We start from the raw sequence: 26,576 nt of genomic DNA on the forward strand, positions 1-26,576 counted from the left end.
TAGCCCCCTTAACCCCGTAACCCTGACATTCCCCTAACGCGCTATCCCCTAATGATGCCTTGGGGTGGGCGGGGTCGTGTCCCGCGGCGCGGGCAGCCCCGGCATTCCCAAATTCACCAGCGCCCGGCCGGATTCGCGGGCCTGCTCGATTCGCTCCCGTCCTTGTTCGATGAACGCGACGTGGCGCCAGGTGCTGGCGCCCAGGTGCCCGGTGTTGTCGTAGGACGAGCCCAGGATCCTTAAGTCACCGTCCAGCGGGTTGCGGTTCCATTCCTTGCACGCCACCTCGCAGGCCTTGCAACCGATACAGATCGAGGTGTCGGTGAAGAAGCCCTTCCGCGACTGCGGCTGTGGCCACCGCGCGTCCGAGGTCGGGTCGGTAGGTCCGGTCAGTTGACCCATCAGCCCTCCCGTTCCGGATCGGTGACCCGAATATTGTCCGTCTCGACGGTCACACCCGCCCGTGACTGATACTCGTCGATCAGGCGCAGTAGCGCCTCACCCTGGGGCCGCCGGCCGGGACGGATGTCACAGGATCCGGCCTTGGATTCCTGGATCTGCACATTGGGGTCGAGCACCACGCCGAGCAGGTCGTTGGCCGCATCCCCGCTGACCACTGCGTCGCTTCCCACCCCCCAGTGGTAGGGCAGACCGATCTGGTGCACGGTGCGCCCGCCGACCGTCAGGGGTGTCATCCGTTCGGTGACAAGCACTTTGGCTTCGATCGCTGCTCGCGGCGAGACGATCGTGGCCCACCCGTACGGCTCCAGGCCGCGTTCGGCGGCGAGTTCCGGCGATACCTCACAGAACATCTCGGGCTGCAGTTCGGACAGGTAGGGCAGCCACCGGCTCATCCCGCCGGCCGTGTGGTGCTCGGTGAGCCGGTAGGTGGTGAAGATGTACGGATATACGCCGGCACCCGGGTCGCCGGCACTCGGCGCCCACAGATTGTCCTTGCGCGGGAACATGATTCGCGACGGGCTCTGCTGCTGCGGGTAGAGCGCGTTCGCGACCGGCGACTCCTGCGGCTCGTAGTGAGTGGGGAGTGGACCGTCCACCAGACCCTTGGGCGCGAACAGCCAGCCTTTTCCGTCGGCTTGCATGATGAACGGGTCGTCACCGGCAAGAGCTTCGGGTCCGCCGACGTCGGGGTCGGGTCGCGCGTCCGGGGCGCGGTCGGGCGGGAAGTCGGGCACATCATGTCCGAGCCACCGACCCGCCTCGGGGTCCCACCACACATAGCGCTTGCGCTCGCTCCACGGCTTGCCGTCGGGGTCGGCCGACGCGCGGTTGTACAGGATCCGCCGGTCGGCCGGCCACGCCCAACCCCATTCGGACTGGTTCGGCCTCGGTCCGCCCTGCGGGGCGCGGCGGGCGGCCTGGTTGACGCCGTCGGCGCGCACCCCCGAGTAGATCCAGCAGCCGCACGCCGTCGAACCGTCGGCACGCAGTTCGTGGTAGCCGGACAGCGGACGGCCCGCTTCGGGTCCGGTGAGCTGAAAACCGTTGATCTCGGCCAGCACCGCCTCAGAATCGGGTTCGCCGTGCTCGTTGGTGGGATAGTCCCAGGTGAGATCGAGCAGCGGGCGGTCCCGTTCGTCGGTTGAATCTGCCAGTCGTTGGCGGATTTGATGGCCCAACTCCACAAAGAATTGGAGTTCGCTCTGGCAGTCGCCCGGCGGGTCTACGGCCTGGTGCCGCCATTGGACCATCCGTTGCGTCTGGGTGAACGAGCCGGCCTTCTCGACGTGGGTGGCGGCCGGGAAGAAGAACACCTCGGTCGCGATGTCCTCGGTTTTCAACTCTCCCGACGCGATTTCAGGACCGTCCTTCCAGAACGTGGCCGACTCGATCAAGTTGAGGTCGCGAACCACCAACCACTTCAGATGAGACATGCCCAACCGCTGCATCCGGCCGTGCGCCGATCCGACGGCCGGGTTCTGCCCCAGCAGGAAGTACCCGTCGACCTCGTCCTCAAGCATCGCCATCACCGTCTGATAGGTGCCGTGCGGACCGGACAACCGTGGCAGATAGTCGTACGCCCAGTTGTTGTCTTCCCGCGCCACATCGCCCCACCACGCCTTGAGCAGGCTGACCAGATATGCGTCGGCGTTGGCCCAGAATCCTTTCTGTTGCTTAGGCCCAACCGCCTCGACATACTCGTCGAATGTGTCGTGGCTGCCGGCTTTGGGCATCGGCAGATAACCGGGCAGCAGGTTGAACAGCGTCGGGATATCGGTGGAGCCCTGGATGGTGGCGTGGCCGCGCAACGCCATGATGCCGCCCCCCGGGCGGCCGATGTTGCCCAGCAGCAACTGCAAAATGGTTGCGGCGCGGATGAACTGGGCGCCGAGCGTGTGCTGGGTCCAGCCGACGGCGTAGGCGAAACAGGTGGTGCGTTCGCGGTTGGAGTTCTGGGTGACGGCCCGGGCTAGGTAGTCGAAGTCCTCGACGCTGATGCCGCACACGTCGCGCACCATCTCCGGGGTGTAGCGGGCGTAGTGCCGTTTGACGATCTGGAACACCGTCCGCGGGTGTTGCAGCGTGTCGTCGCGCTGCACGTTCGCGTGCAGGAGTGGGGGACCTCCACTGCCGTGGTCGTCACCCGCGGCGCGGGCCGATGCACTCGCGCCGTGTTCGCCGTCGGTCTCGTGTTCGGCGTAGGCCCATGTCGACGGGTCGTAATGTCCCGTCTCAGGGTCGAAGCCCGAGAACAGCCCGCCCAGATCCTCAGTGTCGCGGAAGTCCTCATTGATCAGGGTTGCCGCGTTGGTATAGGCGACCACATATTCGGAGAACCACAGCTCGTTGCTGATCACGTAATTGATCAGTGCGCCCAGCAGCACCACGTCCGAGCCGGCCCGGATCGCGATGTGCCTGTCGGACACCGCCGACGTACGGGTGAACCGCGGGTCGACGTGAATAACCTTGGCGCCCTTGGCTCTAGCCTCTTCCACCCACTGATAGCCGACGGGGTGACATTCGGCCATGTTGGAGCCCTGGATAACGATGCAGTCCGCGTTGGCCATGTCTTGCAGTGATTGGGTGGCGCCGCCGCGCCCGAAGGAAGTTCCCAGACCGGGAACTGTGGAGGAGTGTCAAATGCGGGCTTGGTTCTCGATCTGGATAGCGCCCGCGGCGGTGAACAGCTTCTTGATGACGTAGTTCTCTTCGTTGTCCAGCGTCGCTCCGCCCAGCGCGGCGATTTTCAAGGTGCGCCGTAGCGGATGGCCCTTGTTGTCAATGTCCTGCCAGGCGTGCCGGCGAGCTTCGACGAAGCGATCGGCCACCATGTCGATGGCGGTGTCGAGGTCCAGCGACTGCCATTCGGTGGCGTGGGGCGCGCGGTAGAGCATCTTGGTTTGTCGCCCCGGCGAGTTGACCAACTGCTCGCTGGCCGAGCCTTTCGGGCACAGCCGCCCGCGCGACACCGGCGAATCGGGGTCACCCTCGATCTGCACGACGCGGCCGTCCTTGACGTACACCCGCTGCCCGCAACCCACCGCGCAGTACGGGCAGATGCTCTGCACCACCCGGTCGGCTGTCGTCGTGCGCGGGGCAAGAGCGCGGGTCTGTTTAGAGGTGACGGCAGGTCCACGACCCAGCACATCGCCGGAACGCAACTGCCGGACCACGGGCCATTCCAGGAAAAGTCTGGCGATTCCCATGATCACGAGCCTAGCGGGGCGATGCCGTGGGTGCCTGGCCCGCGCCAACGACGCGTGTGGTTCGTTTCTGTCTCCATTGAATTCGATACCTGCACGAGCTGAACGGACGCTTGCCGCTAGTTATGCGACGGCCAGCTGCAGGCGGTCCAGTCGCCGGACCAGAATGCTGGGCAGCCAATCCCCGACCGCCTTTGCCTCGATCCACTGGGTGCGTTCTAGCAACATCCGCAACGCAATTCGGGCCTCCAACCGGGCGAGCGCGGCACCGACGCAAAAGTGTGCGCCCCTGCCGAAAGCCACGTGCGTCTTGCCGCCACTGCGATCGAGGCGGAATTCCTCTGGTGCGTCGAAATGTGCGGGATCGCGGTTCGCCGCGCCCCACATCAGCAACAGGTGCGCGTCGGCCGGCACGTGCACGCCACCCAGCGTCGTGTCCCGCCACACGTGGCGATAGTGGCCACGAAACGGCGGTTCGAAGCGCAGCACTTCCTCGATGAAGGCGTTCAACAGTGTGGGGTCGGCGCGCAACTGTTCTTGAATTTCGGGACGTTCGGCAAGAATCCACGCGGCGCTTCCCAGTAGTGAAGCGGTGGATTCACCGGCGGCGCTGAACAGCGTGAGCATGATGTTCATCGCCACCGACTGATCCACCTCGCCAGACGCACACCGCTCGGCCATGTCGGCGATTAGCCCGGTTTCTTCTGTGGCACAAGTGGTTTCGAAATGTTTCAGAACGTAACTCGCCAGCTCGAATGCCGCGGCACCGGCCTCGGCTAGCTGTTCCGGCGTCACTAGTCCGTCCAACAGTGTGGTGGTGGCGAACCCGAGCCGAATCAGATCGTCGACATCAGCGGCCGGCAGACCCAGCAGTTTGGCGACCACCATCATGGGCAACCGGTTGGCGATCGCGCTCATCCACTCGATCTGTCCGTCGCGCAGGTTCTCCTGCCACAAGCGACCCGCGGTGTGCGAGGCGAAATCTTCGATGGTGCGGATGCGCTTGGCGGATAGGTGCGGCAGCAACAATTTTCGGTGCACCGCGTGAGCTGGATCGTCGGCGGTGGCCAATGCGTTGCTTGGACTGCCCGCCTCGAACAGGTCGAACGCTGTGACCGTTCCGTCCTGGTGATAGACCATGGTCGCGGTGAGGTTCGACGAAAAGTCCTCCACCCGGTTGACGGCATCGATCAAAGCGTCCCAGCCGCACACGGCGTAAAACGTCGAATCGCCGATCCGGTGCACCGCCGCCTCGGCGCGCATCCGGTCGTACAGCGGGTAGGGATCCTGCAGTGCCTCGGGGCCGAAGAAGACATTCGGACGTGTCAGGACTGCCATGGAACCCAGGCTGAAGGGGGTCGCGACCAGCGTCAATACTCCGCCGCCAAGTTGATGAGCGGCTCGCGGCTACGTCAGGCGTGCTCGAATTCGTGTACACACCTTCACCAGCGGATTAGTCTGAGAAAAAGGTGACTAGAATTCTCACGCTGCGAGGAACCCGATCAGATGGCGCAGAACGACTGGTTATTGGGACGGGACCGTCGCGATGAAGCCGCTGAACGAATTCATGCCGCAGCGCTCGACCTCATCTCCCAACGCGGATACGACGCGTTCACCATCGAGTCGCTCGCGGCCAAGGTGCACTGCTCGCCTGCGACTATCTACCGCCATGCCGGGGGCAAGTCGGCAATCCGCGACGCCGTTGTCAGCATTCAGGCCGCGCGAATCCTCGAAGAAGTGCGCAACGCCATCCAGGATCTGACGGGTCCGGACCGGGTGGTGACCGCAACCATCGAGGCGCTGCGACGCATCCACTCCGATCCGTTGTCGCATCTCATGCGGCCGATGCAGATGGGGCCGGGCAACGAATGGCTGACCACCTCGCCAGTCGTCACCCGCCTGGCGGCGGAAATGCTCGGTGAAGACGACCCCGATCCGCTGGCCACGCAGTGGCTGATCCGGGTTTTCCTGGCGTTGTGGTGCTGGCCGCTCAAGGACCCCGCGGCCGAACGCGCTCTCGTGGAACGCTTTCTTGGCCCTTCCTACATCGGCAAGCTATGAATCCCGGTGTCAGTCGACCAGTTCGCGCAGCGTTTCGACCAGCTTGATCCGCTCACCGGCCGTGCCGGCGATGGGCACCACGTTCAACGTGGTGACACCGGCCTCGCGGTAGGCCGCGATCCGCTCTTTGACGAACTCGCGGGATCCAATCAGGTTGACGTCCCGCACCAAATCGTCCGGAACCACCTTGGCCGCACCGTCTTTGTCTCCGGCCAGGTATAGCTCCTGGATCCGGTCGGCTTGCGGACCGTACCCGTACTTGGTGGCCAGCGTGTGATAGAAGTTCTTGCCCTTGGCACCCATGCCGCCGATGTACAACGCCAGATGCGGCTTGACGAATTCGCGTAGCGGCTCGACGTTTTCACCGATGGCCAGCGTCGGACCGGCGTAGACCTCCAGCTCACCAAGTGCCACATCGCGCTTGGCCCGGCCGCTGGCCAAGGCGTCGCCCCACACTTCTTGCGCCTTCTCCGGCAGAAAGAAGATCGGCTGCCAGCCCTCGGCCAACTCGGCGGCCAGTTCCACATTCTTCGGGCCGAGCGCCGCAACGAGAATTGGAATGCGTTGCCGGACTGGGTGATTGATCAGTTTGAGCGGTTTTCCCAAACCGGTGCCGCGCGCGGCGGGCAACGGGATCGTGTAGTGCGACCCCTGGTACTGCACCGTCTCGCGGCGCCACACCTGACGGCAGATCTCGATGACTTCCCGGGTGCGCGCGATCGGGGCGCCGTAGGGCACCCCATGGAAACCCTCGATGACTTGTGGCCCCGACGCGCCCAAGCCGAGGGTGAACCGGCCGTCGGAGACGTAGTCGAGACCGGCGGCCGTCATCGCGGTGAGGGTGGGCGTTCGGGTGTAGAGCTGCAGAATTCCCGAGGCCAGCTCGACGGCTTCGGTGCTGGCCGCCAGATAACCCAGTGCGCTGACCGCATCGAACGAGTACGCCTCGGGGACGAAAACGATGTCTAACCCGGCACGTTCCAGGTCGGCCACCTCGGCAGCCACTTCCCTGAAGCCACCGGCGTAGTTGATTCCCAAACCGATTCGCATGATCAGCCCACCTGCACTTGCGCTGCGGCAGCGGCGAACTCGGCCGCCTCCTGCTGGATGCGCTCGAATTGAGCGCCCATCGCCTCCGACAACGCCGTGGCGCCGGACAACGGACGCACCATCACCATGAAGTCGTCGATCAACCCGTCCTCGTTGAAGTGCAGGAAGTCACAGCCGGTGATCTTCTTTCCGGCAACCATTGTTTCGAACAAGAACGCGTGGTCGCGACCGTTCTCGTCATGGATTTCGCGGATATACCGGAAGTCTTCGAACACGCGCAGCACGCCGCGCAGGATCGCCGCGGTGATCGGCTTGCCTTCATACGGCTTGAACGCCACCGGACTGGTGAAGACGACGTCCTCGGCAAGCATCGCCTGGATGGTCGCCTCGTCCTGCTCTTCCACCGCTTTCCGGAAGGGATGCTTGGAGCTCACGAAAAACCTCGCATGGTCAATAAGGTGAGTGGTCGCGATCGACGCTAGAGCGTGCCTGGGCATATGTCCATAGGCAAATAATCACTTTGTTGAATAGGTGTGTCGTTGTACGATCGGCCGATGTCGCTCCGTGACGCCGTGCTGGCCGCACTTTTAGAGGGTGAGTACTCCGGATACGACCTGGCCAAAGAGTTCGACGCGTCGGTCGCCAACTTCTGGATGGCCACCCCCCAGCAGCTGTATCGCGAACTCGACCGGCTTTCCGAGCAGGGTCTGATCCAAGCACGGGTGGTGCACCAGGAGCGTCGGCCGAACAAGCGGATGTACTCGCTGACCGCCGCGGGCCGCGACGCGATCCAGCAATTCACCGCCCAACCGCCGAGACCTTCGGCGATCCGCGATGAGCTGATGGTCAAGGTTGCCGCCGCCGACGCGGGGGACGCCCACGCCGTTCGTGACTACATCACCGAACGCCTGCAGTGGGCCACGGTCAAACTCGAACGCTACGAGCGACTGCGCAATCGCCTGCTCGACGGTCGTACCGAGGACGCCTACGTGGCTCAAGCTGAACGGGTGGGTCCGTACCTGACGCTGCTGCGCGGCATTTCGTTCGAACAGGAGAACATCCGTTGGGCCGAGCACGCGTTGACGATCATCGAACGCCGCCTACCGGCGCGCGCATGAGGCGAGAGCCACGCGTCGTCATCATCGGCGCCGGCCTCGCCGGGATAACCGCCCTGCACGTCTTCACCCGCCGTGGCTTTTCCGACGTGACGGTGTTGGAGAAGGCCACAGACGTGGGCGGGGTGTGGCACTGGAACCGCTACCCCGGGCTGACCTGTGACGTACCGTCGCAGCTTTATCAGTTCGGGTTCGCTCCGAAACCCGACTGGTCCCACATTTTCGCCAACGGGCGCGACATTCAGCGTTACCACCGGGCCGTGGTCGAATCGCTCGGACTCGACAAACGGATTCGGCTGAACACCGAAGTCGTTGCGGCGCAGTGGGACGAGGGCACATCTGACTGGACGCTTACTACCGCAACCGGGCAGCACCTCGGCGCGGACGTCGTCGTCTGCGCCACCGGCGTGCTGCATCATCCAGCGGTACCCGACATCCCCGGTCTCGGTGAGTTCGCCGGCGCGACGGTGCACACCGCACGTTGGGACGACGGCGTGGTCACCGACGTCAAGCACATCGCCGTCATCGGCACGGGCTCCACCGGCGTGCAGATCGTGTCTGCCCTGCAGCCCCGTGCCGCGTCGATCACCCACTACGTTCGTTCCCCACAGTGGATTCTGTGGGCGCCGATGTCGTTGCGCCAGAGCGCCGTTGTCGGTTCGGCGCTGCAGCGCTTCCCGGGTGCTCATGACCGGCTGTACCAGATACTGCTGCGGGCATCCGGGCTGCTTGCCGACGTCACGACTCGGCCATCCTGGCGGCGCCGCGCCGTGCAAGGTTATGCCCGGCTGTGCCTGCGTCTGCAGGTTCGAGATCCCGCGCTCCGCCAGAAGCTGACGCCGGATTACGAACCGCTGTGCAAACGCCAGGTTGTGTCCGAAACATATTATCGTGCAATCCAATCCGCCAACGCGGAGTTGGTCACGGACGCGATTGGCGAAGTGACTCCGAGTGGGATTCGGACCGCGGACGGTCGTCATCGCCCTGCCGATGTCATCGTGCTGGCCACCGGCTTCCAGCCGCACAACTACATGCGGCCGATGAAGATCACCGGCCGAAACGGTCTTACCCTCGACGAGGCGTGGACGGATGGGCCGAAGGCTTATCGGATGACGGCAATTCCAGGCTTTCCCAATCTTTTCACCATCCTGGGCCCGAACTCGCCCACCGGATCCATCTCCTTGCAGTATTCGGCGGAACGATCCGCCGACTACGTCGCACGATTCCTCGGCATGCTGAGCGATGGCACGGCCACCTCGATCGAGGTGACCCAGGAGGCGACCGACGCGTTCAATGACGCTGTGGCAGTTGCCATGACGCCCACGGTGTGGAACACCGGCTGCAACTCGTGGTACCTCACCGACGACAAGACGATCGATTTGTGGCCGTATGGTCGTGCGACGCTCACCGCCATGTTGGCGTCACCGGAACTGACGGATTTTCACATCCGGTAGGGGTCGGGACGCTTTCATTCGGTGCGTGCACGAGCACATCGGCATCAAAGTCCGACCGGACCGGTGAGGTAGTGCGCGAACACCGGGCGCAGCCATTCGGTGAGTGTCGCATCGTCCATGTCGGCGAGCGCGGGGATGCGCAGTATGTAGCGCGCCGTCGCCAATCCCAGCACCTGCGATCCCAACAGGGCGGCCCGCTCGGCCGGCCGATCGGGGACTGCGGCGGCCAGGGCCGGCGCGACCCGGTCGACGAATACCTCGAGCATGGCGTCCGCGGCGGCGCGATTGGTCGCAGCAGCGCGCAGCAGCGGCAGGAACGGCCCGTCCGATCCCCAAACCGAGACGAACATCGGCAGCAGCAGGTCGGCCAGCCGGTCGGGTGCGATGCCGCGTAGGTCCGGGAATGTGATGTCGAATCGTGAGGCCGCAGCGAACAATTCGGCTTTGCTGCCGAAGTAATGCATGACCAGCGCCGGGTCCACCCCCGCGGCCGATGCGACCGACCGGATGGTCGTGCGTTCGAAGCCGTGGTCGCCGAATTGCGCGCGCGCCGTCGCCAGGATGGTCGCTCGAGTGGCCTCGCCGTCACGTGTTTTCGCTGGCATCCCAGCAGTGTATTCAACAACTGTTGACACAGCCAGCCACCGGGTCTACCGTCGACTTCAACAGTTGTTGAACTCGTCAGGGAGGTCGGCCATGCCCATCACCGCCATCCAGATCGGTCTCGACCCCGAGGTGATCGACTACTCATCACCGGACTTCGCGCAGTTCCCCGGACTGACCAGGGAGGCATTGCGTGCCGCCAACGACCAGAACGTGGCGGGCCTGCGTGCTGCGGGCTACCACGTGGACAACTGCCTGATCGGCTTCGGCGAAGACGGCGCCGAAAAGGCCAGTCAATGGCTGCAGGCAAACCGGTACGACGCGGTGCTCATCGGCGCCGGAGTACGACTGGTCGCGAGCAACACGTTGCTGTTCGAGGCGATCGTCAACGCCGCGCACGTCACGCAACCCGACTGTCGTTTCGTCTTCAACTACGCGGCCCAGTCCACTCCCGACGACATCCGCCGCTGGTACCCCGAGGCGGTAGCGAAATGAGCACACGTGACGTCGACGTGCTGATCGTGGGCGCCGGACCCACCGGGCTCACCGCGGCGGGTGACATAGCCCGGGCCGGTCGATCAGTCACCGTGTTGGAACGTTGGCCCAGCGTCAACCCCGCGAGTCGCGCGTTCGCCGTCATGGCACGCACGCTCGAAGTGCTAGACGCCCGTGGGCTCACCGAGAACCTGTTGGTCCATGCGCATCGGGCGCCTGGCGTCACGATTTTCGGTGGTGCACGCATCGACCTCACCCACCTCGACTCGCCCTATAGGTTCGTGATGGTCACACCTCAGACCAACGTCGATGCTGCGCTGCGCGAGTACGCAGTCGCGCAGGGCGCTGATATCCGACGCGGCGTCGAGGTCACCGGATTGCAACAGGACGGCGACGGTGTCAGCGTGCTCACCAATGCCGGAGATTCCTGGCGCGCAAAGTATTTGATCGGCGCCGACGGAGCACACAGCACCATTCGCGCGCTGGTGGGTGCCGACTTTCCCGGCAAGACCATTCTGTCGTCCATCGTGTTGGCCGATGTAAAAGTGGCGCACCCGCCCGCGGGCGACGGCTTGAAGGTCGGCAGCACCCGAAACTCGTTCGCGTTCATGGCTCCTTACCAGCGACGCGACGACGCGGGCTCGTGGTATCGCGCCATGACGTGGGACCGCGGCTACCAGGTATCCGACAGCCAGCCTGTCACCGATGACGAGATCGTCACTGTCCTCAACCAGGCCATGGATACCGGCCCGACCGTGCTGGAGGTGCGCTGGAAGTCCCGATTCCATTGCGAGGAAAGACAAGTTACCCGTTACCGGCATGGACGGGTGTTCCTGGCCGGCGACGCCGCACACGTACACTCCCCGATGGGCGGGCAAGGCATGAACACCGGAATTCAGGACGCGGCGAACCTGGCGTGGAAACTCGACGCGGTCCTGGCCGGCGCCCCTGACACCGTCCTGGACACCTACCACGACGAACGGCATCCGATCGCCAAGCGGGTGCTTTTCCAGTCCGGCATGCTGGCCAGGGCTGTCACACTGCATCCGCGAACCGCACGGGGACTGCGAAACCTCCTCGCGCCGAGGCTACTTGGCATCCCACGGGTCCGCGACGCGGTCGCGGGCAGCTTCGCGGGAACCACCTTGCGCTATGCCCGGGGCCGTGGCGGCCACCCGCTGGTGGGCACTCGCGCCACCCAGATCCCGTTGACCCAGGGCCGGCTGACCCAGCTTCAGCGGACAGCACCCGGATTCGTGCTGATTCGCGAACGCGGTGCCGGTCCGATCGATGCGAACGGACTACAACAGGCCGAACGCGCTGACGACGGTCCGGCTGTGTTGGTGCGCCCAGACGGCTACATCACCTGGGCCGGTGATTCGACTGAGCGGTCTGGCTGGGACGCGGCGCTGGCCCGGTGGGCTGGTCCGGCGCGGATCGACGTGGGTCGACGTGGGCCAGCGCTGGGGTTTGTCGTCCGTCAGCTACGCCGGCGGCTTCGGGGGGAAGGCCGCGCGTTCGGTGATGACGTCCCGATAGTCGTGCACCCGCCCCGGAATCGTCCCCAATACCGCTATCGTCTGTCCGCCGCGTCCGTATGCGGCAACGAACTCCCAGCTGTCCAGGTCGCCTTCGACGATTTCCAACGCATCGTAATCGGTTGGCACACCTAACATTTGGACCTTGACGTCATACTGGTCGGACCAGAAGTAGGGCACTTCCCGGTACTCCTGCGCATGCTCGCGACCGGCCAACAGCGTTCGAGCCGCAGCCGCGCCCTGCCGGGCCGCGTGGTCCCAGTGTTCGATGCGAAGGTGCCGCTCGTACAGCGGGTGCCACCAGGAGGCGACGTCGCCCGCGGCGACGATGCCGGTTCCCCCTTCTACCGTCCCGGTGGCATCGCAGACGACTCCGTCTTCGACACCCAGTCCCGAACCGTCCAGCCAGTCGGTGGCCGGGGTGACGCCCAGTCCGACGACGACAAGATCTGCAGGCACCTGCGAGCCGTCGCTGAGGCGGACCGCTTCGACCCGCCCATTACCCACGAATCCGTCAACACCGACATCGATCCGCAGATCCACGCCGTGCTGGCGGTGCAGGTCGGCCCAGCGTGGTGCCAACTCTTCGCCCAGCGCACCTAGCAGTAGGTTGGCGGAACGCTCGACCAACACGACGTCGAGCCCGACCTCCCGGCAGGTCGCAGCGACCTCGGCACCGATGAATCCGCCACCGACGATAACGACCCGCGGACGCGAACCGAGCCGTTCCCGGATGGCCAGACAATCCTCGACGGTGCGGAGCAAGAGCACCCCGTCGGGCACGGGCCCATCGGGCCATTCGCGGGGAACCGCACCGCTGGCGATCACCAAACCGTCGAAATGCAAGGCTAATTCGTCGTCACCGTCGCGGACCTGGACAGTACGCGAGGACAAGTCCAACGCGAGCGCGGCCGCGCCGCGCAACACCGTGGCCTCCATTTCGAACTGCGGCGCCATGTCGATTCCGGCGCGATGCACTTTTCCGCTGAGCAACTTCTTCGATAGCGGCGGACGGTGATACGGCGCGTGGCGTTCGGCGCCCACGATGGTGAGCTCGCCATCAAAACCGTCCTGCCTGAGTGTCTCGGCGGCTCTCGTGCCGGCGACACCCGCGCCGACCACCACCACCTGTTTGAGAGCGGTCGGCATCGGTCAGTCCTTCACCGTGATCGCCTGGGTGGGGCAGGACACTTCGGCGGCTATCACCTCTCTGCGCAGATCGGCCCGCGGCTGCTCCTGGAGCAGATGGAGTCCATCTTCTTGCACGTCGAAAACCTCGTGGCAGAGGCTCATGCAGACGCCGTTACCGTCGCAGGTGTCAAGATCCACTGAGACCCTCATCGAACTGCAGCCCTTTCCGTTCCCGCCTCGGAACTCTGGATGCCATCTGGGTTTTCGGGCCCACCGGAGCTTGCCTGGGAGCGCGCGCGCTCGCGGGCGGCTTTGGCCACCGGCGAGTAATTCAGGTAGTCGACCGCCATCTGCGTGGACGCTTCGGTACTGGGGTGATGGCTGGGTCGCATATACCGCACGGGCGTCGTCACGATCAGCTTCCATGGACCGGGTAGCTTGTACTCCCGCGCCGCGCGCCACCAGTCACGCCAGCGCCACTTTCCGTCGATCGTCGGGTCATTGCTCATCAGGTAGCGGGCTCCGGCGACCCACCAGCCGATAAACAACGGCGCGGTCGTCAACATGGAGAACGCTCTGATGAAGTAGTTTCCGCATACGTGCTGGTAGACGTCGAAGACCAACGACCGGTGCTCGACTTCTTCTGCGCCGTGCCAGCGCAGCAGATCTAGCATCATCGGGTCGGCACGCGCGTAGTCCAGCCCTTTGTTGGTCAGCACCCATTCGCCCAGCATCGCGGTGAAATGCTCCAATGCGGCCACATCGGCCAGCCGCCGATACAACCACCACCGCTCCAGCACCGGCGGAAAGAATTTTGGTGGGTCCCCCAGCGCCGCCGACAACATTTTGCGGAGCCGCTCGGTATACGGCTTGGTGTCGATGCCCTGTTCGGCGAGGTGGTCCAGCACTACCTGATGCGCCCAGGCGTGCCAGGACTCCTGTTGGATGAACGGTTTGATCGCCGCCTCCAACTCTGGGTCGTCGACCAGCGATGATGCTTCCAGCACGGCCTTGATGAAGTGCCGCTCACCTTCGGGCAGCAGCAAGTGCAGGACGTTGATCATGTGGGTCGAGAACGGGTCGTCCGGCACCCAGTGCAGGGGCGTGTCCGACCAATCGAAGCGGACCATGCGGCGATATTTGGGGTGTCCATCGTGATGAAGTGCGACCTGCGGCATAAATCCCCTTCCACTGAACGAGGGGAACTCGGGTTGCACCGCGCTACCCCGCGAACAACTGTTCACTCTTCTAGTACCCACACCCACGGCGTCGTAACGTGCCGGGCTCACCACATTTCTGTGGATTTCCTGTCAGATCAGTCGATGCGGGTCCAACAGGGCGGTTGAGCGGCGGCTGCTCGGCGTCCGACACCACTGGTGAAGCGCGACGCCCGGTTAGCCACGGGCATGATGGCTAGGTGGCCACCGACATCCGCGTCCTGGACCGCGAAGACGATCTGCTTGCCGCGTCGAACGTGTTTCGCACGGCCATGGTGGGATTCCCCCCGCTGAATCTGGCGGCGGGTCAAATCGCCACGATGCTCGAACCCGGCCGCACCCTCGGAGCATTCGTCGACGACCGGCTGGTCGGCACCGCCGACGCGGTGACAAGCGGATTGACCCTTCCCGGCGGCGCAGTAGTGGGCCATGCCGCTGTGACGCACATCGGTGTGCTGCCGTCATACACGCGGCGAGGCATTGCCTCCGATCTGGTGCGCAACCAGTTGCGTGACTCCGCCGCACGGGGCGAGGTGGTTGCGACGTTGCGGGCCTCCGAGGCGACGATCTACGGCCGGTACGGCTATGGCGTGGCGAGTTGCACGCAGAGCGTGGAAGTTCAGACCGCCCGGGCGGCGTTTCGACCGGGCGTCGGGACTGGTGCTTCGGTGCGATTACTGGATAGCCCCGAGGCCTGGGAGGTGCTGCCGCACATCTACGCCGCACACCGACCGTCGCGGCCGGGGACGATCGACCGGCCCCCGGTGTGGTGGCAGTCGGTACGGCTGCGCGCCGAATCCGGGCCTGGCCCTTCATATATCGCAGTGCACGGCGAACCTGGATCGGAGTCGGGCTTTGCCCGCTACCGTCCCATCGACACCGAGAAGTGGTTTGTCAGCGACCAGCGCACCATCGTCGTGGAGGATTTCTTTGCCCCCAGACCTGCGGCCTATCTCGGGCTGTTGCGTTTCCTGTTCGGATTGGACCTCGTCGACCGGGTGATCTTCTGGATGCTGCCGCTTGACGACCCGCTGCCCTCGCTGCTCCTGGATAGGCGCGCCGCGAAGGTCACCGCGGTCCACGATGAAACCTGGCTGCGCGTCATCGACGTCGAGCGGGCGCTGGCCGCGCGCCGATATGCGAGCGCCGAATCGGTCGTGGTCGCGGTCAATGATGTTCTGCTGCAGAGCAATACAGCTATTTTCTCGATCACGGGCGACGGCGCGGGCCGCACCGAACAGCGCCCGGATGTGCACGTCGACGTCGAGGGCCTGGGTGCTGTCCTGCTCGGCGGTGCGACTTGGCGCGCACTGGCGCTCGCTGGACTGGCGCACGCCGAGGATCCCGCGGCGCTCGTCGCGGCCGACCGGTTGTTCGCGGTGCCCGATGTCCCCTACGCCGGCTTCTACTTCTGACGATGATTGTCGTTGTGGGTGCCGGTATCTGCGGGCTCGCGGCCGCCCACGAGCTGTCCCGGCGCGGGGAACGCGTGCTGGTGATCGAGCGGGGTGAACCGTTCGCCGGGCAGTCGGTGGGGCTGGCGCGGATTTTCCGCATCGCGCACCGCCGCCCGGAGTTGTGCCGACTCGCGCTGCGAGCCCGGACCGGTTGGCAGCGTTGGGAATCGGAGTTCGGTGCGGGACGCCTGCTGGGATCCGAAGGATTCATCACCGCGGGTGCTGTCGATGCGACGGCGGCGGCCATGCAGGACGCGGGCGCCGAGTTCTCCCGGCTCGACCGGGGTGACATCGCCGGCCGGATCCCCTTTCTCGATGCGCCCTGGGAGGCAGGCCTTTTCGACCCGCTCGGCGGCAGTCTACGGATCCGTCGAGCGCTGGCCGTCCTCGCGCAGCGGGCAGACCTTCGGCACGCCGAAGTTGTCTCAATCGGCGACGACGGCTCGGTCGCCCTCGCGGACGAAACCGTGCTGCACGCCGAACGGGTGTTGATCTGTGCGGGAGTTCAGACGCAACCGCTGTTCGGCCCGCTCGGCATCGAGTTCGGCCCGCACACCCGGTACACCTACCGGGGCGGTGACGCGGTCGGGGCCGCGTGCCTGTCCGCGCCCGAGGGCTACGGTCTGCCGATCGGCAGCACTGGGCAATGGGCTTTCGGTCAGGATGTCGCCGATCCGGCGGCGGTGCGCAAGTTGTTTCCCACCCTGACGCCGGTAGGTCAGGTGGACTGCGTCACCGCGCGTGCGCCGTGGCTGGACGCCGGCGGTGACGGTTGGACAGTAGGTCGCCGCGGCCGCGTCGTCGCGTTCGTCGGAGCCAACCTGATGAAGTTCGGGCCGCTGCTCGGTGAGCTCCTTGCCGATTGTGTGCTGGATGCCCCGAACTCCTGCGCCCTGGATGTCTGACCGCCTGCCGAGGACCCGTCGATTTGGCGCCCCGACTGGTGAGTGAGTACTCTCTCACCATGGTCGCCGAACCCGGTCGAGGACGCGATCGGCTGCTGGCCGAGGCGCTGAAGCTGTTCGCCGCAAAGGGTTACGCGGCGACGTCGGTGGCTGACATCCAGCGGGCCGCTGGGCTGGCACCGGGGTCGGGCGCGCTCTACAAACACTTCGGCTCGAAGCGGGAATTGCTGGAAGCGGCGGTGGAGCACCGGATCGACAGCATCGTCGCAGCGCGCGAGCAATACGACGCTGGGGAACCGAACAGCGTCGAGCACGCAGTGCGCACGGCGGGACAGCTGATCTGGAGCAACTTCAACCAGAGCGAGGACCTGCTCAAGGTCATGCTGCGCGAACCCGACGAACTCGGTGATCTCGACGAGAAGACCTGGCAGGTGATCACCGACAACGCCTACCAGCGGTTCGCTGACGAATTGGCCGCATCCAACCGCTCCGGCCGCACCGATATCCCGGACCCCGACGCGGCCGCGGCCGCAGCCATCGGGTCGTTGTCCTATGCCGCCACGCTGCGGGCACTTACCGGCCGTCTACCCGGCAACATCGAGGAAGACCGCTACTTCGAAGCCTGGGTGAATCAGACAGTCAGCGTCCTCGCGAACTACCGCAAATCCAAAAATCAGAAACCGGAACTTATTTCACAAACACAGGAACGAATTTCAGGAGCGCAACCATGACATTTTCCATGCAACTCAGCGACGACGTGGTCGAGGTCCGCGACTGGGTACACAAATTCGCCGCCGACGTCATCCGGCCGGCCGCCGCCGAATGGGACGAGCGCGAGGAAACGCCGTGGCCGGTGATCCAGGAAGCCGCCAAGGTGGGCCTGTACTCCCCCGACTTCTTCGCCCAGCAAGCCGCCGAGCCCACCGGCCTGGGCATGATTACCGCGTTCGAGGAGATGTTCTGGGGCGACGCGGGCATCGCACTGTCGATCATGGGTACCGGTCTTGCCGCAGCGGCGTTGGCGGGCAACGGAACCCCCGAGCAGCTGGGCCAGTGGCTACCCGGGATGTTCGGCACCGCCGAGGACCCCAAGCTCGCCGCGTTCTGCTCGTCGGAGCCGGACGCGGGCTCCGACGTCGGCGGCATCCGTACCCGGGCGCGCTTTGACGAAGCCAGCCGCGAATGGGTGCTCAACGGCACCAAGACCTGGGCCACCAACGGCGGTATCGCCAACGTGCACATCGTGGTTGCTTCCGTCTACCCCGAACTCGGCAGTCGCGGGCAGGCGAGTTTCGTGATCGGGCCCGACACCAAGGGGTTGGCCCAAGGTCAGAAATTCAAGAAGCACGGGATTCGCGCGTCCCACACCGCCGAAGTGGTGTTGGACAACGTCCGACTGCCCGAGGACGCGATCCTGGGTGGGCGGGAGAAGTTCGAAGCCCGGGTAGCTCGGGTCAAGTCCGGAGCGTCCACGCGCGGCCAGGCGGCGATGAAGACGTTCGAGCGCACCCGCCCAACCGTGGGTGCGATGGCGGTCGGCGTTGCCCGGGCCGCTTATGAATACGCCCTCGACTACGCCTGCCAGCGGGAGCAATTCGGCCGCAAGATCGGTGAATTCCAGGCCGTCGCGTTCAAGCTGGCGGACATGAAGAGCCGGATCGACTCCGCTCGGTTGCTGGTGTGGCGGGCCGGCTGGATGGCGCGCAACAACCAGAACTTCGACAGCGCCGAAGGCTCGATGGCCAAGCTCGTGGCAAGCGAGACCGCGGTCTACGTAACCGACGAGGCCATCCAGATTCTCGGTGGCAACGGTTACACGCGTGACTATCCAGTGGAGCGGATGCACCGCGACGCGAAGATTTTCACCATCTTCGAAGGGACCAGCGAGATTCAGCGCCTGGTCATTTCGCGTGCGCTGACCGGGCTGGCAATCCGCTAGGGGGCAACGCCCTGCCGGGATGACATGATGGGGCGCATGGCAATTCTGGTGGACGGGGCCCTGACCGGCGACAACGAAAACGCGGTGGGGTCAATAGCCGTGATCGAAAGCCTCGGTGTAGCAGGTTCGGCCGTGTCCGCCGGTAGCGTCGCCGTTGCCGGGTCGGCGACGACCGCCGGCAGCGTCGCCGTCGCCGGATCTGTCGCGACCGCGGGCAGTGTCGCCGTGGCCGGGTCGGCAGGCACCGCCGGCAGCGTCGGCGTGATCGCCAGCCTGTTGACGGTGGTCTGCGTTGCCGTGCGGGAATGCGTGGCATGCCTGGGGTGTATCGCGTGTACCCGGTGCGTGGGCTGTATCGCGTGCGTGCGCTGCACCGACTGCGTTGGGTGCATCGGATGTGTGAACTGCTCGGGTCTACGGAATGCCGTGGGTGCCAGAAACATTCATCTGGACACCGCTGCTTGACCGGTACAAGAGGCGCAGCCCTTTGGATCGTGGGGGCTGTCGGGTACTTGAGCCTGGAAGCGTTCGCCGCCGCCGGGAACCCCCACTACAGCTACGCCGGCAACTACATCAGTGATCTCGGGGCCGTTGGCCCCCGCACGGGTGTCATGCACGCGGCGTTCTTCCTGCACGGGATCTTTTTCCTGCTGGGCGCGGTGTTCGTGGTGGGTGTCCCCGGCGATCGCCGGGCGCGTTTGTTCCTGGGCCTGGCCGCGGTGAACGCGGCGGGCAACGTGGTGGTCGGAATCGTGCCTGCCGGAGGGGTGCACGTCATCGGTGCGGCGATGGCGATTGTAGGGGGCAATGCCGCCATTCTGGCCGGCGCCCCACTTGTCGGGTACGGGGACAAGTGCCGGCACACGTGGTATGGCCCGGTGTCCAATCTCATTGCGGCCGTGGGGTTGTCGTCGCTACTCATGCTGCTGGTGGATTCGGCGGTAGCGGACATTCAGCTGCTCCCCGACGGCGTGTGGGAACGCGGCAGCGTTTATTCGATCACCTGCTGGCAATTGCTGACAGCCGTTTGCCTGCTCGCCGACCGCGATGTGGCGCGGTGATCAGTTCCCCGTGAAGTGCGGTGATCACTTCCCCGTGAAGTGCGGCGCCCTCTTCTCGAGAAACGCGCGCGGTCCCTCCTTGGCGTCGGCAGATGCCATCACGGCCATGCCGAGTTCGAGTTCCCGCGGGAAGGCTTCGGCCTCCGTCTTTTCCAGATTCTCCACAACTGACGCTTTGATGTTGCGCACGGCGAGCGGGCCGTTCGCCGCCACCTGCTGGGCAATCTCCCGCGCCTTGGCCAGCGCGCCTCCCGCGGGTGTGACGTGCCCGACCAATCCCACTTCGTAAGCACGTTGACCGGAGATCGGCGTTCCGGCCAGGAGCATCTCCATCGCGACGGTGTAAGGAATCTGGCGGGGCAACCGGATGGTCGACGCGCTCATCGGAAACAGGCCGCGCTGCACCTCGCTGATCGCCAACTGCGCATTATCGGCGGCGACCCGGATGTCGAATGCCTGCAGGATCTCCATTCCGCCGGCGTAGCAGTAGCCCTCGACCGCGGCGATGATCGGCTTCTGAACGTAATGATCTTTCAGAAACCCCTTGTAGATCAGCGAGAAGTCGTCCTTGACCCGCGCCTCGAACTCGTTCTGCGGGGGCTCGCCGGCGATCAACGCGCTTACCAGCCGATCCAGATCCGCTCCGGCGGAGAAGTGCCCGGCCGCCCCGGTCATGATCGCAACCCGCAAGTCGGGATCGTCGTCGAGAAGGTCCCACGCATCGGCGAGCCGGCACAGCACTTCCGGGTTGAATGCGTTTCGCTTTTCCGGGCGGTTGATGGTGATGGTCAGGATGTGTTGGTCGCGCTCGACCAGGACTGCCGGTTCTGCCACGTACTGGTGTCTAGCACGAAAGCGTCTCGCCGAGAAAGTGAGGAAGGTCTCGGCGGGGAATAACGCACCGGGCTGCCGTCGTCTGTTGACCGGTGACCACAACGCTGGAAACCCGGGAAGAAGCGACCAGGGCGCTGTTCGCCGGTGTGCTGGCGACCCTGCTGGCAATGGGGTGGGCCGCCAGCCACTTCACGGCGCTGATGCCGGCAATCAGGGCTGGCGAACACCTCAGCGTGGCCACCCTCGATGCGATATTCGGTATCTACGCAATCGGCCTGTTGCCTGGTCTGCTCATCGGCGGCCGGGCATCGGACACGTTCGGGCGCGCGCCGATCGCGCTGGTGGGGTCGATGACGGCGCTCGCCGGGACCCTGGCCATGTTGCCGTCGCAGCACTCCGCCGTCCTGTTGGTGGGACGGCTGGTTGTTGGCCTGGGTGTCGGCCTTGCCGTCAGCGCGTGCACGTCGTGGGCCTCGGATCTGCACGGTCCCGCCGGTGCCGCCCTGGCCGGCGCGGTGTTGATGGCCGGTTTCGCTGTGGGGCCCTTTGCTTCGGGGGTGATCGCCTCGCTGGGAGGGTCCGGCGTGCGGTTGTCCTTCGCCGTCGCAGCCGGGTTGGTCGCGGTGGCGATGATCATCGCGCTCAGCATCTCCCGACGGACGACGCATCCGCTCGCCGGCCCTGCCCGCACCGCGGAACCGTCGGTGGGACAAGGCCTGGGGCAGGCGTTAGGTTGGGCCATGCCGCTGGCCCCGTGGGTGTTCGCTTCGGCATCCGTAGCGTTCGTGACCATCCCCACCCGGGTGCACACCGCTGTTGCGGCGCCGCTGGCGGCCGGGGTTGCCGCATTGATCACCAACGGCGTCAGTGGTCTGGTTCAACTCCTGGCCCGGGCGCGCCGGTGGGGTCCGCAAACCGGCACCGTCGGCGCGTTGCTGGCCGCGCTCGGGTATGCCGCGATCGCGGTCGCACCGGCGAAGATCCCGCTGGGACTTGGCTTTGCGCTGGTGCTGCTGCTCGGTTGTGCGTCCGGCCTGTGCTTGCGCGAGGGCTTGATCGACGTGGAAGCCGCAGCGCCCCAGCATATTCGAGGAACCCTTACCGGGGTCTTCTATGCCGTGACCTATGTCGGTTTCGGTCTGCCGTTGCTCTTGACCGTGCTCGGACCCTCCCGGGAATTTGTGCTGACCTTTGCCGCCTTGGCGGGTGTGGCGACGATGGCTGCGGTTAGCCGCGCGGTGCGGCTGCGGCGTAATGCCCACCGCCAGAACTGAATCAGCTCGGGCGCGGCGACCGTCCCGTGGTCGGCAGAAATCCGGATTGGGCTATGGCGGCGGATACGGCGTTGCCGATCGGACCGTTGTGGTCGACCAGGACCGCTGAGCCAGTCGCAATACCGTCGTCGCTGTAATGGGTGAGGGACGCCAACCCGAGGTGCGGGCCGATGGGCAATCGGCTCAGGGTGAGCGTGTAGTCGACGTTGATGAACTGCAGACCCTCGGTGCCCCAGTTGGCGATGGAGGCTGTGATGTCACCCGCCATCGCAGCGCGGGTGAAGGCCGTCATCGGCTGGGCGTCGATCAGCGGCCGGGTTTCCTGCAGCCAGGTGTATTTCGGGCCGAACGTCTGCGCCCAGTCGGGATCTGGATTCTGTAACTCCGCGCCCCACCCGTAGGTTCGGATGAATAGCGACTCGGCATCCTGCGCGGCCGGCAGCGGCGGCATCTGCACGGGCTGCGACCAGATCCGCCCGCCGGGCTGGGCGCCACGTCGCAGGAACAACGCGCTCGCCTGTGCCACGGTGTTCCCGTCCTGAATGACAGCGGCCTCGACGAGACGCAGCCGCCGCCGGTCCTGTCGTACGTGGGTGCGGACCTCGAGCGGTTTCAGCGCTGTAGGACGGGGCAGGTCTACGGTGAGGCGGGCTGGCTGAAAATGCGGGTCGTCCACCGCGCGCTCCACCGCCCAGCCCAACAGACCACCCACGACGTGCCCACTCAGCGACGGCCCCCAACCGCCGCGCGCAATTGTGGTTGGCACGTAGCGGTTTTCCTCGTACCGGAAGTAGGGCGGCGAGTCCGCCGTGACATCGTCGTCGGAATTGGCGTGCACCCCGTGTTTGTACAGCACCGCGGGTTGTCCCGGCGCACAGGGATCCAGCTGCCGAGGGTCCGTGCAGCGTAACCTTGGCGCATGGGCGGCGCTGATCCAACGAATATGGTGCTGATTGCCTTGGGGGCAATGGTGATCTTCTTCATCGGATTGGTGGGGTATGCCAAGTTCGCATCCCGTCGCAAATCAGACAACAACGACCAGGACGGCTAGTACTGGCCCTACTTCCAAGCGAACGGCGGTTGTTCGAGTTCGTCTACCGGGTCGTCCCGGCCTTCCAGACCCAGCCACCGCAACTGCAACAGCACGGCACCCGTCGGTGCGTGAATCAAGTCATGCCCCAATGGAATCTGGACGACCGGGCGCGGACTCTCCGGGATGCTGATGTAGCGCGGTGAATCGGCACGCTGCAGCTGGTGCAGCCCCACCCGGTAGACGGCCATCACCTCGTCTGGCGCAGGGCGCGGATCCAGCCGACCGCTGCCCCAGATGACCACCGGCGTAATGACATATCCCGATCTGGTCGGGTAGTCGTCCAGTAATCCCAGAACCGTGGACTCCGGCAACGCGATGCCCAACTCTTCGTCCAGTTCGCGCAGCGCCGCGTCGACAACACTCTCGCCCGGATCCAGCCGGCCACCGGGCAGGGCCCACTGCGCGGGGTGTGACGTCATTCGAGTAGCCCTGCGGCACAACAGGAAAGCGGCGCCGCCGGCAACGTCGACCATATGGCCGTCCAAGCCGGCCTCCGGCATCGGGCGTCCCCCGATCCATTCGTCCACCGGCGCCGGGTCGATGCGGTCTTCCCCGACCTCGGAGTCGACTAATACGACCGCGACAGCCGCACGGCGTTTCGTCGAGTCGGTCACCGTGCGGCGGTGGTGATCGGCCAATCGCGCGCGGATCTGGTCACGCAGCGCGTCGTCATATGCGATGGTCACCGCTCGACCATAGGCGGGGCCGTCCGACGATCCCGGTGGACCTCCGTCGGGTCCACTGCCACTGGCCCAGAGTCAAGGCATCGGTCGTGGCACGTCGAACCCAGGCGTGGGATGGCGATAGTGACCAAACATACATAGTTAGCGCACTAACTACTAGGCTACGGTGGTAAGCGATGCCGAGCCTCCAGGGAGCAGAAATGGCCGCCGATCGCCCAAACTTTTGGCAATACATCGCCTATTCGTATGGGCGCCGCCTGCCCGATTCGATGCACGAATGGGTCGCCAACGACCTTGCCGGCGAGGGCGCCATCCGTCGTCACATGATCCGTGTCGGTATACCGCCGCTGTTGGTGCTGGCCCCGTTCTGGTTGTTGCCGGCATCGTTCTATGTGCATTTGGAGATGACGGCACCGATCTACATTTGGTCGCTATTGGTCGCGATGGCATTGAACAAAGTGTGGCGACGGCACCGTTTGGCCCAGCACGGCCTCGATCCGAACCTGGTCGACGTGATCACGCGCCAGAAGCAGGCGCACATCCACGAGGATTACGCGCGACGCTTCGGGCCGCGTCCCGAATCGGCCGAGTGGCAGGCGAACAGCAGCCCCTTCTGAGCACCACCCCCAGACCTCAGAGGACGCCATGCGAACTGGAATCGCTGCGGAAGTCGACCCACTGTCACTGGAACAGCAGGTGTGTTTCGCGCTGGCCGTCACCAATCGTGCCGTGCTGGCCGTATACCGGCCGCTGCTGGAGCCGCTCGGCCTGACCCATCCCCAGTATCTGGTGATGCTGGCCCTCTGGGATAATGCGCGATCCGACAGAAAAGCCTTGTCGGTCAAGGAGATTGCCGGAATGCTGCAGATCGATTCGGCGACCCTGTCGCCGATGTTGAAACGGCTGCAGGCCCAGGACTTGGTCACGCGGACCCGCAGTGTCACCGACGAGCGCACCACCCACATCGAATTGACCGCGCGGGGCCGTAACCTACGCCGTCGAGCGTTGAAGGTTCCGTTGGCTGTTGTCGAGCGCCTCGGCGTCGACCTCGCCGAACTCGAGCATCTGCGGGAGGTGCTGACCAAGGTCAACACGGCCGCGGTGGCCGCAGGCGCCCTCGACGCACAGCAGTGAGTCCGCCTGCCTCGGCAATGGGCCGGTTCGCCGGACTCGATGACCTGCCGCAGCGCTGACGGCTCAGGCGTGGCGGAGCACCAACAACTCGCCCGTCAATATGCCGTCCTCGAGCAACTGCCCTATCCGCCCGCTTTGCCGTTCGGCCAGTTGCCACGCCTCGGTATGGCCGTACCGGTCGGTGAGCGCCTGCGTCACGGTGTCGACCCGCTCATTCCACGTCTCGGGTATGGCGGGCAGGTCCGCGGTCCTCAGCCACTCCTCGGCCCGCAACGAGGACCTGCGTATCAGTTCGGCGAGGTTGTCCGGGCTCGGAAAGTGGTTGCCCTCAAGCTGATCGCCCGGTATCTCGTCGTGGGCGACGAAGGCGAGCAGGCCAATGTATCCGCCGGGCCGCACGGTGCGGCGAAGTTCCTCCATCAATTCATGTTGATCCGGAGTCGTACACAACACTCCCAGCGACCAGGCGGCATCGAACGTGCGGTCAGCTAGCGGCAATTGGGATCCCGACGCGCACAGCACCGGATAGCCGAACAGTCGTCTTGCGGCGCGACAGGCGCCGGCCTCCGGCTCTAACAGCACTGGACGCAGTTCGCGTGACTGTGCGGCGTACGCGGCCGGACCGCCGACACCCGCGCCGCAGTCCAAGAACGAACTGCCTGGCTGCAATTGCATGTGCTCGATGAGCCAGTCCAGCGCGGCTGGACTGCCGCTGCCGCGGCAACCGGCCGGGATGTGATAGTCCGGTCCCAGGTCGGCCGCCACTCGCGCAGTCCATTCCGCCACCGTGTCGAACTCCGCCTGCATCGCGTCGGTCATCGCGCCTCCTCCCGTACCCGACGGCCGACCTCGGCCTTGATCTCTGCACCGATATGGGCACCGGACGCCGAGGCGAGTCCGGAAACATTCACGCCCTCAACACCTTCGATCGACAGCAACGCGCGGGCCTCGGCGACCGCGGCCGAGATACCCGCCGACACCGGATCCGCCGCGGTCAAGACCTCCTCCGTGACGGCCGGGTCGAGTTCGAGGCCGGGCAATCCCTGCAAGACGGCCGCGGACACGCTGTCGGTGAACACTGCTACCGCGGCGATGACCGGGATCGACAAGCCCGCTGATCGCGCCGTGGTCATGAAGTCCTGGATCATCTTGGGAAACGGGACGTGGTTGAGCACCGCCACGCCGGCTCCGGCCCGCTGCTTCTCCACCAATCGCATAGGTCGGCCGTGCACGGGCGGTGCTGTGGGAGTCTCCGGCACCGCCGGTGTGACCCCGACGGAAGCCGCCAGCGACACCAGGCGTGGCCCGTCGAGGTCGAAGGTCTGCGTCACGTCCGGGCGTACGTCGTATCCCCGCCCGTCACCGGTCACGCACAGCACCGTGTCCACGCCAATGCTCTTCAAGCCGCGAAGTTCCTGCTCGAGCACGACGCGGTTGCGATCACGGCAGGACAACGTGATCCACGGTGCCACCCCCACGTCGAGCAGCAAGGCCCCCATCAGCGTCGGCGGAAAGTCCGGTTTGTTCTGATGCTCACCCACCAGAACGGCATCACAGGCGGGCGCCAGGATCGACGCGGTCGCCGCGACGTCAGCGCGGTCGAAGGGCGTGCAGCTGAAGTCGGTGAGCACCAACGGAGGCAGGTGCGGCCGGGCGGTGAGTCGCTCGTCTGACACAGGTCCCGCCCAGGGCACGACGTCATCGAATGCGCATGCACCGGCACGCATTTCGCATTGACCGTCGGGACGCACTCCGCCGCAGGGCCCGAACTCCATTCGTTTCGGACAACCCAGCTCCGCCGGCATAGGCGCCCCTTCCTGATCGGTACCTGCAGGCGGATACCCAGCGGACCGCAGGCGCAAGCGCG

27 protein-coding genes and 2 pseudogenes are annotated in these 26,576 nt (G+C 65.4%); 15 read left to right on the plus strand and 14 right to left on the minus strand.

What is annotated here, in order from left to right; genetic code table 11:
• Positions 1 to 60 precede the first annotated feature (60 nt).
• The 3 genes and pseudogenes from A5636_RS08540 to A5636_RS08555 form a co-directional block, all read right to left on the minus strand.
• Positions 61 to 402: pseudogene (locus tag A5636_RS08540) on the minus strand (4Fe-4S dicluster domain-containing protein); the annotation flags it as partial.
• Positions 402 to 3,668, minus strand: a complete 3,267-nt coding sequence (fdh, locus tag A5636_RS08545; protein ID WP_081287688.1) for a formate dehydrogenase — start codon at positions 3,666 to 3,668, stop codon at positions 402 to 404. The pseudogene A5636_RS08540 and the gene fdh, both read right to left, overlap by 1 nt.
• 120 nt (positions 3,669 to 3,788) lie before the next feature.
• Entirely contained in the window at positions 3,789 to 5,003 is a 1,215-nt protein-coding gene (locus tag A5636_RS08555; RefSeq protein WP_065158250.1) for a cytochrome P450, read from the minus strand.
• A 168-nt stretch (positions 5,004 to 5,171) separates the two neighbouring features.
• On the opposite strand from A5636_RS08555, the gene A5636_RS08560 reads away from it, so the two are divergent.
• Positions 5,172 to 5,726, plus strand: a complete 555-nt coding sequence (locus A5636_RS08560; RefSeq protein WP_065158251.1) for a TetR/AcrR family transcriptional regulator — start codon at positions 5,172 to 5,174, stop codon at positions 5,724 to 5,726.
• A gap of 9 nt (positions 5,727 to 5,735) precedes the next feature.
• On the opposite strand, the gene A5636_RS08565 is transcribed toward A5636_RS08560, so the two are convergent.
• Positions 5,736 to 6,776, minus strand: coding sequence for an LLM class F420-dependent oxidoreductase (locus A5636_RS08565; RefSeq protein WP_065158252.1), 1,041 nt, complete (start codon positions 6,774 to 6,776; stop codon positions 5,736 to 5,738).
• A gap of 2 nt (positions 6,777 to 6,778) precedes the next feature.
• A complete protein-coding gene (locus A5636_RS08570; protein ID WP_081287680.1) occupies positions 6,779 to 7,273 on the minus strand; it encodes a nuclear transport factor 2 family protein in 495 nt (164 codons plus the stop codon).
• 57 nt (positions 7,274 to 7,330) lie between these two features.
• Between A5636_RS08570 and A5636_RS08575 the strand changes: the two genes are divergently transcribed.
• Both A5636_RS08575 and A5636_RS08580 read left to right on the plus strand, forming a co-directional pair.
• Positions 7,331 to 7,894, plus strand: coding sequence for a PadR family transcriptional regulator (locus tag A5636_RS08575; RefSeq protein ID WP_065158322.1), 564 nt, complete (start codon positions 7,331 to 7,333; stop codon positions 7,892 to 7,894).
• The gene (locus tag A5636_RS08580; protein WP_065158253.1) at positions 7,891 to 9,345 is read left to right on the plus strand and encodes a flavin-containing monooxygenase; all 1,455 of its coding nucleotides are present in this window, start codon (positions 7,891 to 7,893) and stop codon (positions 9,343 to 9,345) included. The genes A5636_RS08575 and A5636_RS08580 overlap by 4 nt, the downstream gene beginning before the upstream one ends.
• Before the next feature lie 44 nt (positions 9,346 to 9,389).
• On the opposite strand, the gene A5636_RS08585 is transcribed toward A5636_RS08580, so the two are convergent.
• Complete coding sequence (locus A5636_RS08585) at positions 9,390 to 9,950, minus strand: TetR/AcrR family transcriptional regulator (protein WP_065158254.1); 561 nt, start codon at positions 9,948 to 9,950, stop codon at positions 9,390 to 9,392.
• Between the two features lie 91 nt (positions 9,951 to 10,041).
• Between A5636_RS08585 and A5636_RS08590 the strand changes: the two genes are divergently transcribed.
• Both A5636_RS08590 and A5636_RS08595 read left to right on the plus strand, forming a co-directional pair.
• A complete protein-coding gene (locus A5636_RS08590) occupies positions 10,042 to 10,443 on the plus strand; it encodes a hypothetical protein (protein ID WP_065158255.1) in 402 nt (133 codons plus the stop codon).
• Positions 10,440 to 11,864: pseudogene (locus tag A5636_RS08595) on the plus strand (FAD-dependent monooxygenase); the annotation flags it as partial. The gene A5636_RS08590 and the pseudogene A5636_RS08595, both read left to right, overlap by 4 nt.
• A gap of 63 nt (positions 11,865 to 11,927) precedes the next feature.
• On the opposite strand, the gene A5636_RS25340 reads toward A5636_RS08595, so the two are convergent.
• Genes A5636_RS25340 through A5636_RS08615 form a run of 3 tightly spaced genes read right to left on the minus strand, consistent with a single transcriptional unit; the run spans position 11,928 to position 14,290 of the window.
• Positions 11,928 to 13,130, minus strand: coding sequence for an NAD(P)/FAD-dependent oxidoreductase (locus tag A5636_RS25340; protein ID WP_081287681.1), 1,203 nt, complete (start codon positions 13,128 to 13,130; stop codon positions 11,928 to 11,930).
• Positions 13,131 to 13,133: 3 nt separating this feature from the next.
• Positions 13,134 to 13,310, minus strand: coding sequence for a ferredoxin (locus A5636_RS25345; protein ID WP_253900538.1), 177 nt, complete (start codon positions 13,308 to 13,310; stop codon positions 13,134 to 13,136).
• Between the two features lie 8 nt (positions 13,311 to 13,318).
• Positions 13,319 to 14,290, minus strand: coding sequence for a metal-dependent hydrolase (locus A5636_RS08615; RefSeq protein ID WP_081287683.1), 972 nt, complete (start codon positions 14,288 to 14,290; stop codon positions 13,319 to 13,321).
• Positions 14,291 to 14,529: 239 nt separating this feature from the next.
• Here A5636_RS08615 and A5636_RS08620 point away from each other — a divergent pair, with 239 nt between their 5' ends.
• The 6 genes from A5636_RS08620 to A5636_RS08645 are packed head-to-tail and all read left to right on the plus strand — an operon-like array spanning position 14,530 to position 19,691.
• On the plus strand, positions 14,530 to 15,744 hold the full coding sequence (locus A5636_RS08620) for a GNAT family N-acetyltransferase (protein ID WP_065158260.1): 1,215 nt from the start codon (positions 14,530 to 14,532) through the stop codon (positions 15,742 to 15,744).
• A 2-nt stretch (positions 15,745 to 15,746) separates the two neighbouring features.
• The gene (locus A5636_RS08625) at positions 15,747 to 16,691 is read left to right on the plus strand and encodes an NAD(P)/FAD-dependent oxidoreductase (RefSeq protein ID WP_065158261.1); all 945 of its coding nucleotides are present in this window, start codon (positions 15,747 to 15,749) and stop codon (positions 16,689 to 16,691) included.
• 59 nt (positions 16,692 to 16,750) lie between these two features.
• The gene (locus A5636_RS08630) at positions 16,751 to 17,422 is read left to right on the plus strand and encodes a TetR/AcrR family transcriptional regulator (protein ID WP_065158262.1); all 672 of its coding nucleotides are present in this window, start codon (positions 16,751 to 16,753) and stop codon (positions 17,420 to 17,422) included.
• Positions 17,419 to 18,630 carry an acyl-CoA dehydrogenase family protein gene (locus A5636_RS08635; protein ID WP_065158263.1) on the plus strand — a complete coding sequence of 404 codons (1,212 nt, stop codon included), beginning with the start codon at positions 17,419 to 17,421 and terminating at the stop codon, positions 18,628 to 18,630. The genes A5636_RS08630 and A5636_RS08635 overlap by 4 nt, the downstream gene beginning before the upstream one ends.
• Before the next feature lie 36 nt (positions 18,631 to 18,666).
• A complete protein-coding gene (locus A5636_RS08640) occupies positions 18,667 to 19,095 on the plus strand; it encodes a hypothetical protein (RefSeq protein ID WP_065158323.1) in 429 nt (142 codons plus the stop codon).
• Between the two features lie 29 nt (positions 19,096 to 19,124).
• Positions 19,125 to 19,691 (plus strand): DUF998 domain-containing protein, encoded by a 567-nt coding sequence (locus A5636_RS08645; RefSeq protein ID WP_253900540.1) that lies wholly within the window; start codon positions 19,125 to 19,127, stop codon positions 19,689 to 19,691.
• A 24-nt stretch (positions 19,692 to 19,715) separates the two neighbouring features.
• Here A5636_RS08645 and A5636_RS08650 read toward each other — a convergent pair whose 3' ends face one another.
• Positions 19,716 to 20,525, minus strand: coding sequence for a crotonase/enoyl-CoA hydratase family protein (locus tag A5636_RS08650; RefSeq protein WP_065158265.1), 810 nt, complete (start codon positions 20,523 to 20,525; stop codon positions 19,716 to 19,718).
• A 92-nt stretch (positions 20,526 to 20,617) separates the two neighbouring features.
• On the opposite strand from A5636_RS08650, the gene A5636_RS08655 reads away from it, so the two are divergent.
• Positions 20,618 to 21,799: an MFS transporter gene (locus A5636_RS08655; RefSeq protein ID WP_065158266.1), complete on the plus strand. Its 1,182-nt coding sequence runs from the start codon at positions 20,618 to 20,620 to the stop codon at positions 21,797 to 21,799.
• A 1-nt stretch (position 21,800) separates the two neighbouring features.
• Here A5636_RS08655 and A5636_RS08660 read toward each other — a convergent pair whose 3' ends face one another.
• Positions 21,801 to 22,565, minus strand: coding sequence for an acyl-CoA thioesterase domain-containing protein (locus A5636_RS08660; protein ID WP_253900544.1), 765 nt, complete (start codon positions 22,563 to 22,565; stop codon positions 21,801 to 21,803).
• A gap of 153 nt (positions 22,566 to 22,718) precedes the next feature.
• On the opposite strand from A5636_RS08660, the gene A5636_RS27570 reads away from it, so the two are divergent.
• Entirely contained in the window at positions 22,719 to 22,850 is a 132-nt protein-coding gene (locus A5636_RS27570) for a hypothetical protein (protein ID WP_301336696.1), read from the plus strand.
• An 8-nt stretch (positions 22,851 to 22,858) separates the two neighbouring features.
• Here the strand turns inward: A5636_RS27570 and A5636_RS08665 are convergent, their stop codons facing one another.
• Complete coding sequence (locus A5636_RS08665; RefSeq protein ID WP_065158267.1) at positions 22,859 to 23,578, minus strand: NUDIX hydrolase; 720 nt, start codon at positions 23,576 to 23,578, stop codon at positions 22,859 to 22,861.
• A gap of 197 nt (positions 23,579 to 23,775) precedes the next feature.
• Here A5636_RS08665 and A5636_RS08670 point away from each other — a divergent pair, with 197 nt between their 5' ends.
• Positions 23,776 to 24,192 (plus strand): DUF5313 domain-containing protein, encoded by a 417-nt coding sequence (locus tag A5636_RS08670; protein ID WP_065158268.1) that lies wholly within the window; start codon positions 23,776 to 23,778, stop codon positions 24,190 to 24,192.
• A 28-nt stretch (positions 24,193 to 24,220) separates the two neighbouring features.
• Complete coding sequence (locus tag A5636_RS08675; protein ID WP_065158269.1) at positions 24,221 to 24,709, plus strand: MarR family winged helix-turn-helix transcriptional regulator; 489 nt, start codon at positions 24,221 to 24,223, stop codon at positions 24,707 to 24,709.
• 63 nt (positions 24,710 to 24,772) lie between these two features.
• On the opposite strand, the gene A5636_RS08680 is transcribed toward A5636_RS08675, so the two are convergent.
• The gene (locus tag A5636_RS08680) at positions 24,773 to 25,528 is read right to left on the minus strand and encodes a class I SAM-dependent methyltransferase (protein ID WP_065158270.1); all 756 of its coding nucleotides are present in this window, start codon (positions 25,526 to 25,528) and stop codon (positions 24,773 to 24,775) included.
• A complete protein-coding gene (locus A5636_RS08685) occupies positions 25,525 to 26,514 on the minus strand; it encodes a methylenetetrahydrofolate reductase (RefSeq protein ID WP_065158271.1) in 990 nt (329 codons plus the stop codon). Before A5636_RS08685 ends, A5636_RS08680 begins: the two co-directional genes overlap by 4 nt.
• Positions 26,515 to 26,576: the final 62 nt, after the last annotated feature.

The organism is Mycobacterium asiaticum (assembly GCF_001673315.1).
Taxonomy (GTDB): domain Bacteria; phylum Actinomycetota; class Actinomycetes; order Mycobacteriales; family Mycobacteriaceae; genus Mycobacterium; species Mycobacterium asiaticum_B.

Bases quoted from the DNA above. Each gene is read 5' to 3' on its own strand.
- A5636_RS08555 (WP_065158250.1), bottom strand. From the start codon at position 5,003: ATGGCAGTCCTGACACGTCCGAATGTCTTCTTCGGCCCCGAGGCACTG.
- A5636_RS08560 (WP_065158251.1), top strand. From the start codon at position 5,172: ATGGCGCAGAACGACTGGTTATTGGGACGGGACCGTCGCGATGAAGCC.
- A5636_RS08565 (WP_065158252.1), bottom strand. From the start codon at position 6,776: ATGCGAATCGGTTTGGGAATCAACTACGCCGGTGGCTTCAGGGAAGTG.
- A5636_RS08570 (WP_081287680.1), bottom strand. From the start codon at position 7,273: ATGCCCAGGCACGCTCTAGCGTCGATCGCGACCACTCACCTTATTGAC.
- A5636_RS08575 (WP_065158322.1), top strand. From the start codon at position 7,331: ATGTCGCTCCGTGACGCCGTGCTGGCCGCACTTTTAGAGGGTGAGTAC.
- A5636_RS08580 (WP_065158253.1), top strand. From the start codon at position 7,891: ATGAGGCGAGAGCCACGCGTCGTCATCATCGGCGCCGGCCTCGCCGGG.
- A5636_RS08585 (WP_065158254.1), bottom strand. From the start codon at position 9,950: ATGCCAGCGAAAACACGTGACGGCGAGGCCACTCGAGCGACCATCCTG.
- A5636_RS08590 (WP_065158255.1), top strand. From the start codon at position 10,042: ATGCCCATCACCGCCATCCAGATCGGTCTCGACCCCGAGGTGATCGAC.
- A5636_RS25340 (WP_081287681.1), bottom strand. From the start codon at position 13,130: ATGCCGACCGCTCTCAAACAGGTGGTGGTGGTCGGCGCGGGTGTCGCC.
- A5636_RS08615 (WP_081287683.1), bottom strand. From the start codon at position 14,290: ATGCCGCAGGTCGCACTTCATCACGATGGACACCCCAAATATCGCCGC.
- A5636_RS08625 (WP_065158261.1), top strand. From the start codon at position 15,747: ATGATTGTCGTTGTGGGTGCCGGTATCTGCGGGCTCGCGGCCGCCCAC.
- A5636_RS08630 (WP_065158262.1), top strand. From the start codon at position 16,751: ATGGTCGCCGAACCCGGTCGAGGACGCGATCGGCTGCTGGCCGAGGCG.
- A5636_RS08635 (WP_065158263.1), top strand. From the start codon at position 17,419: ATGACATTTTCCATGCAACTCAGCGACGACGTGGTCGAGGTCCGCGAC.
- A5636_RS08640 (WP_065158323.1), top strand. From the start codon at position 18,667: ATGGCAATTCTGGTGGACGGGGCCCTGACCGGCGACAACGAAAACGCG.
- A5636_RS27570 (WP_301336696.1), top strand. From the start codon at position 22,719: ATGGGCGGCGCTGATCCAACGAATATGGTGCTGATTGCCTTGGGGGCA.
- A5636_RS08670 (WP_065158268.1), top strand. From the start codon at position 23,776: ATGGCCGCCGATCGCCCAAACTTTTGGCAATACATCGCCTATTCGTAT.
- A5636_RS08675 (WP_065158269.1), top strand. From the start codon at position 24,221: ATGCGAACTGGAATCGCTGCGGAAGTCGACCCACTGTCACTGGAACAG.
- A5636_RS08680 (WP_065158270.1), bottom strand. From the start codon at position 25,528: ATGACCGACGCGATGCAGGCGGAGTTCGACACGGTGGCGGAATGGACT.
- A5636_RS08685 (WP_065158271.1), bottom strand. From the start codon at position 26,514: ATGCCGGCGGAGCTGGGTTGTCCGAAACGAATGGAGTTCGGGCCCTGC.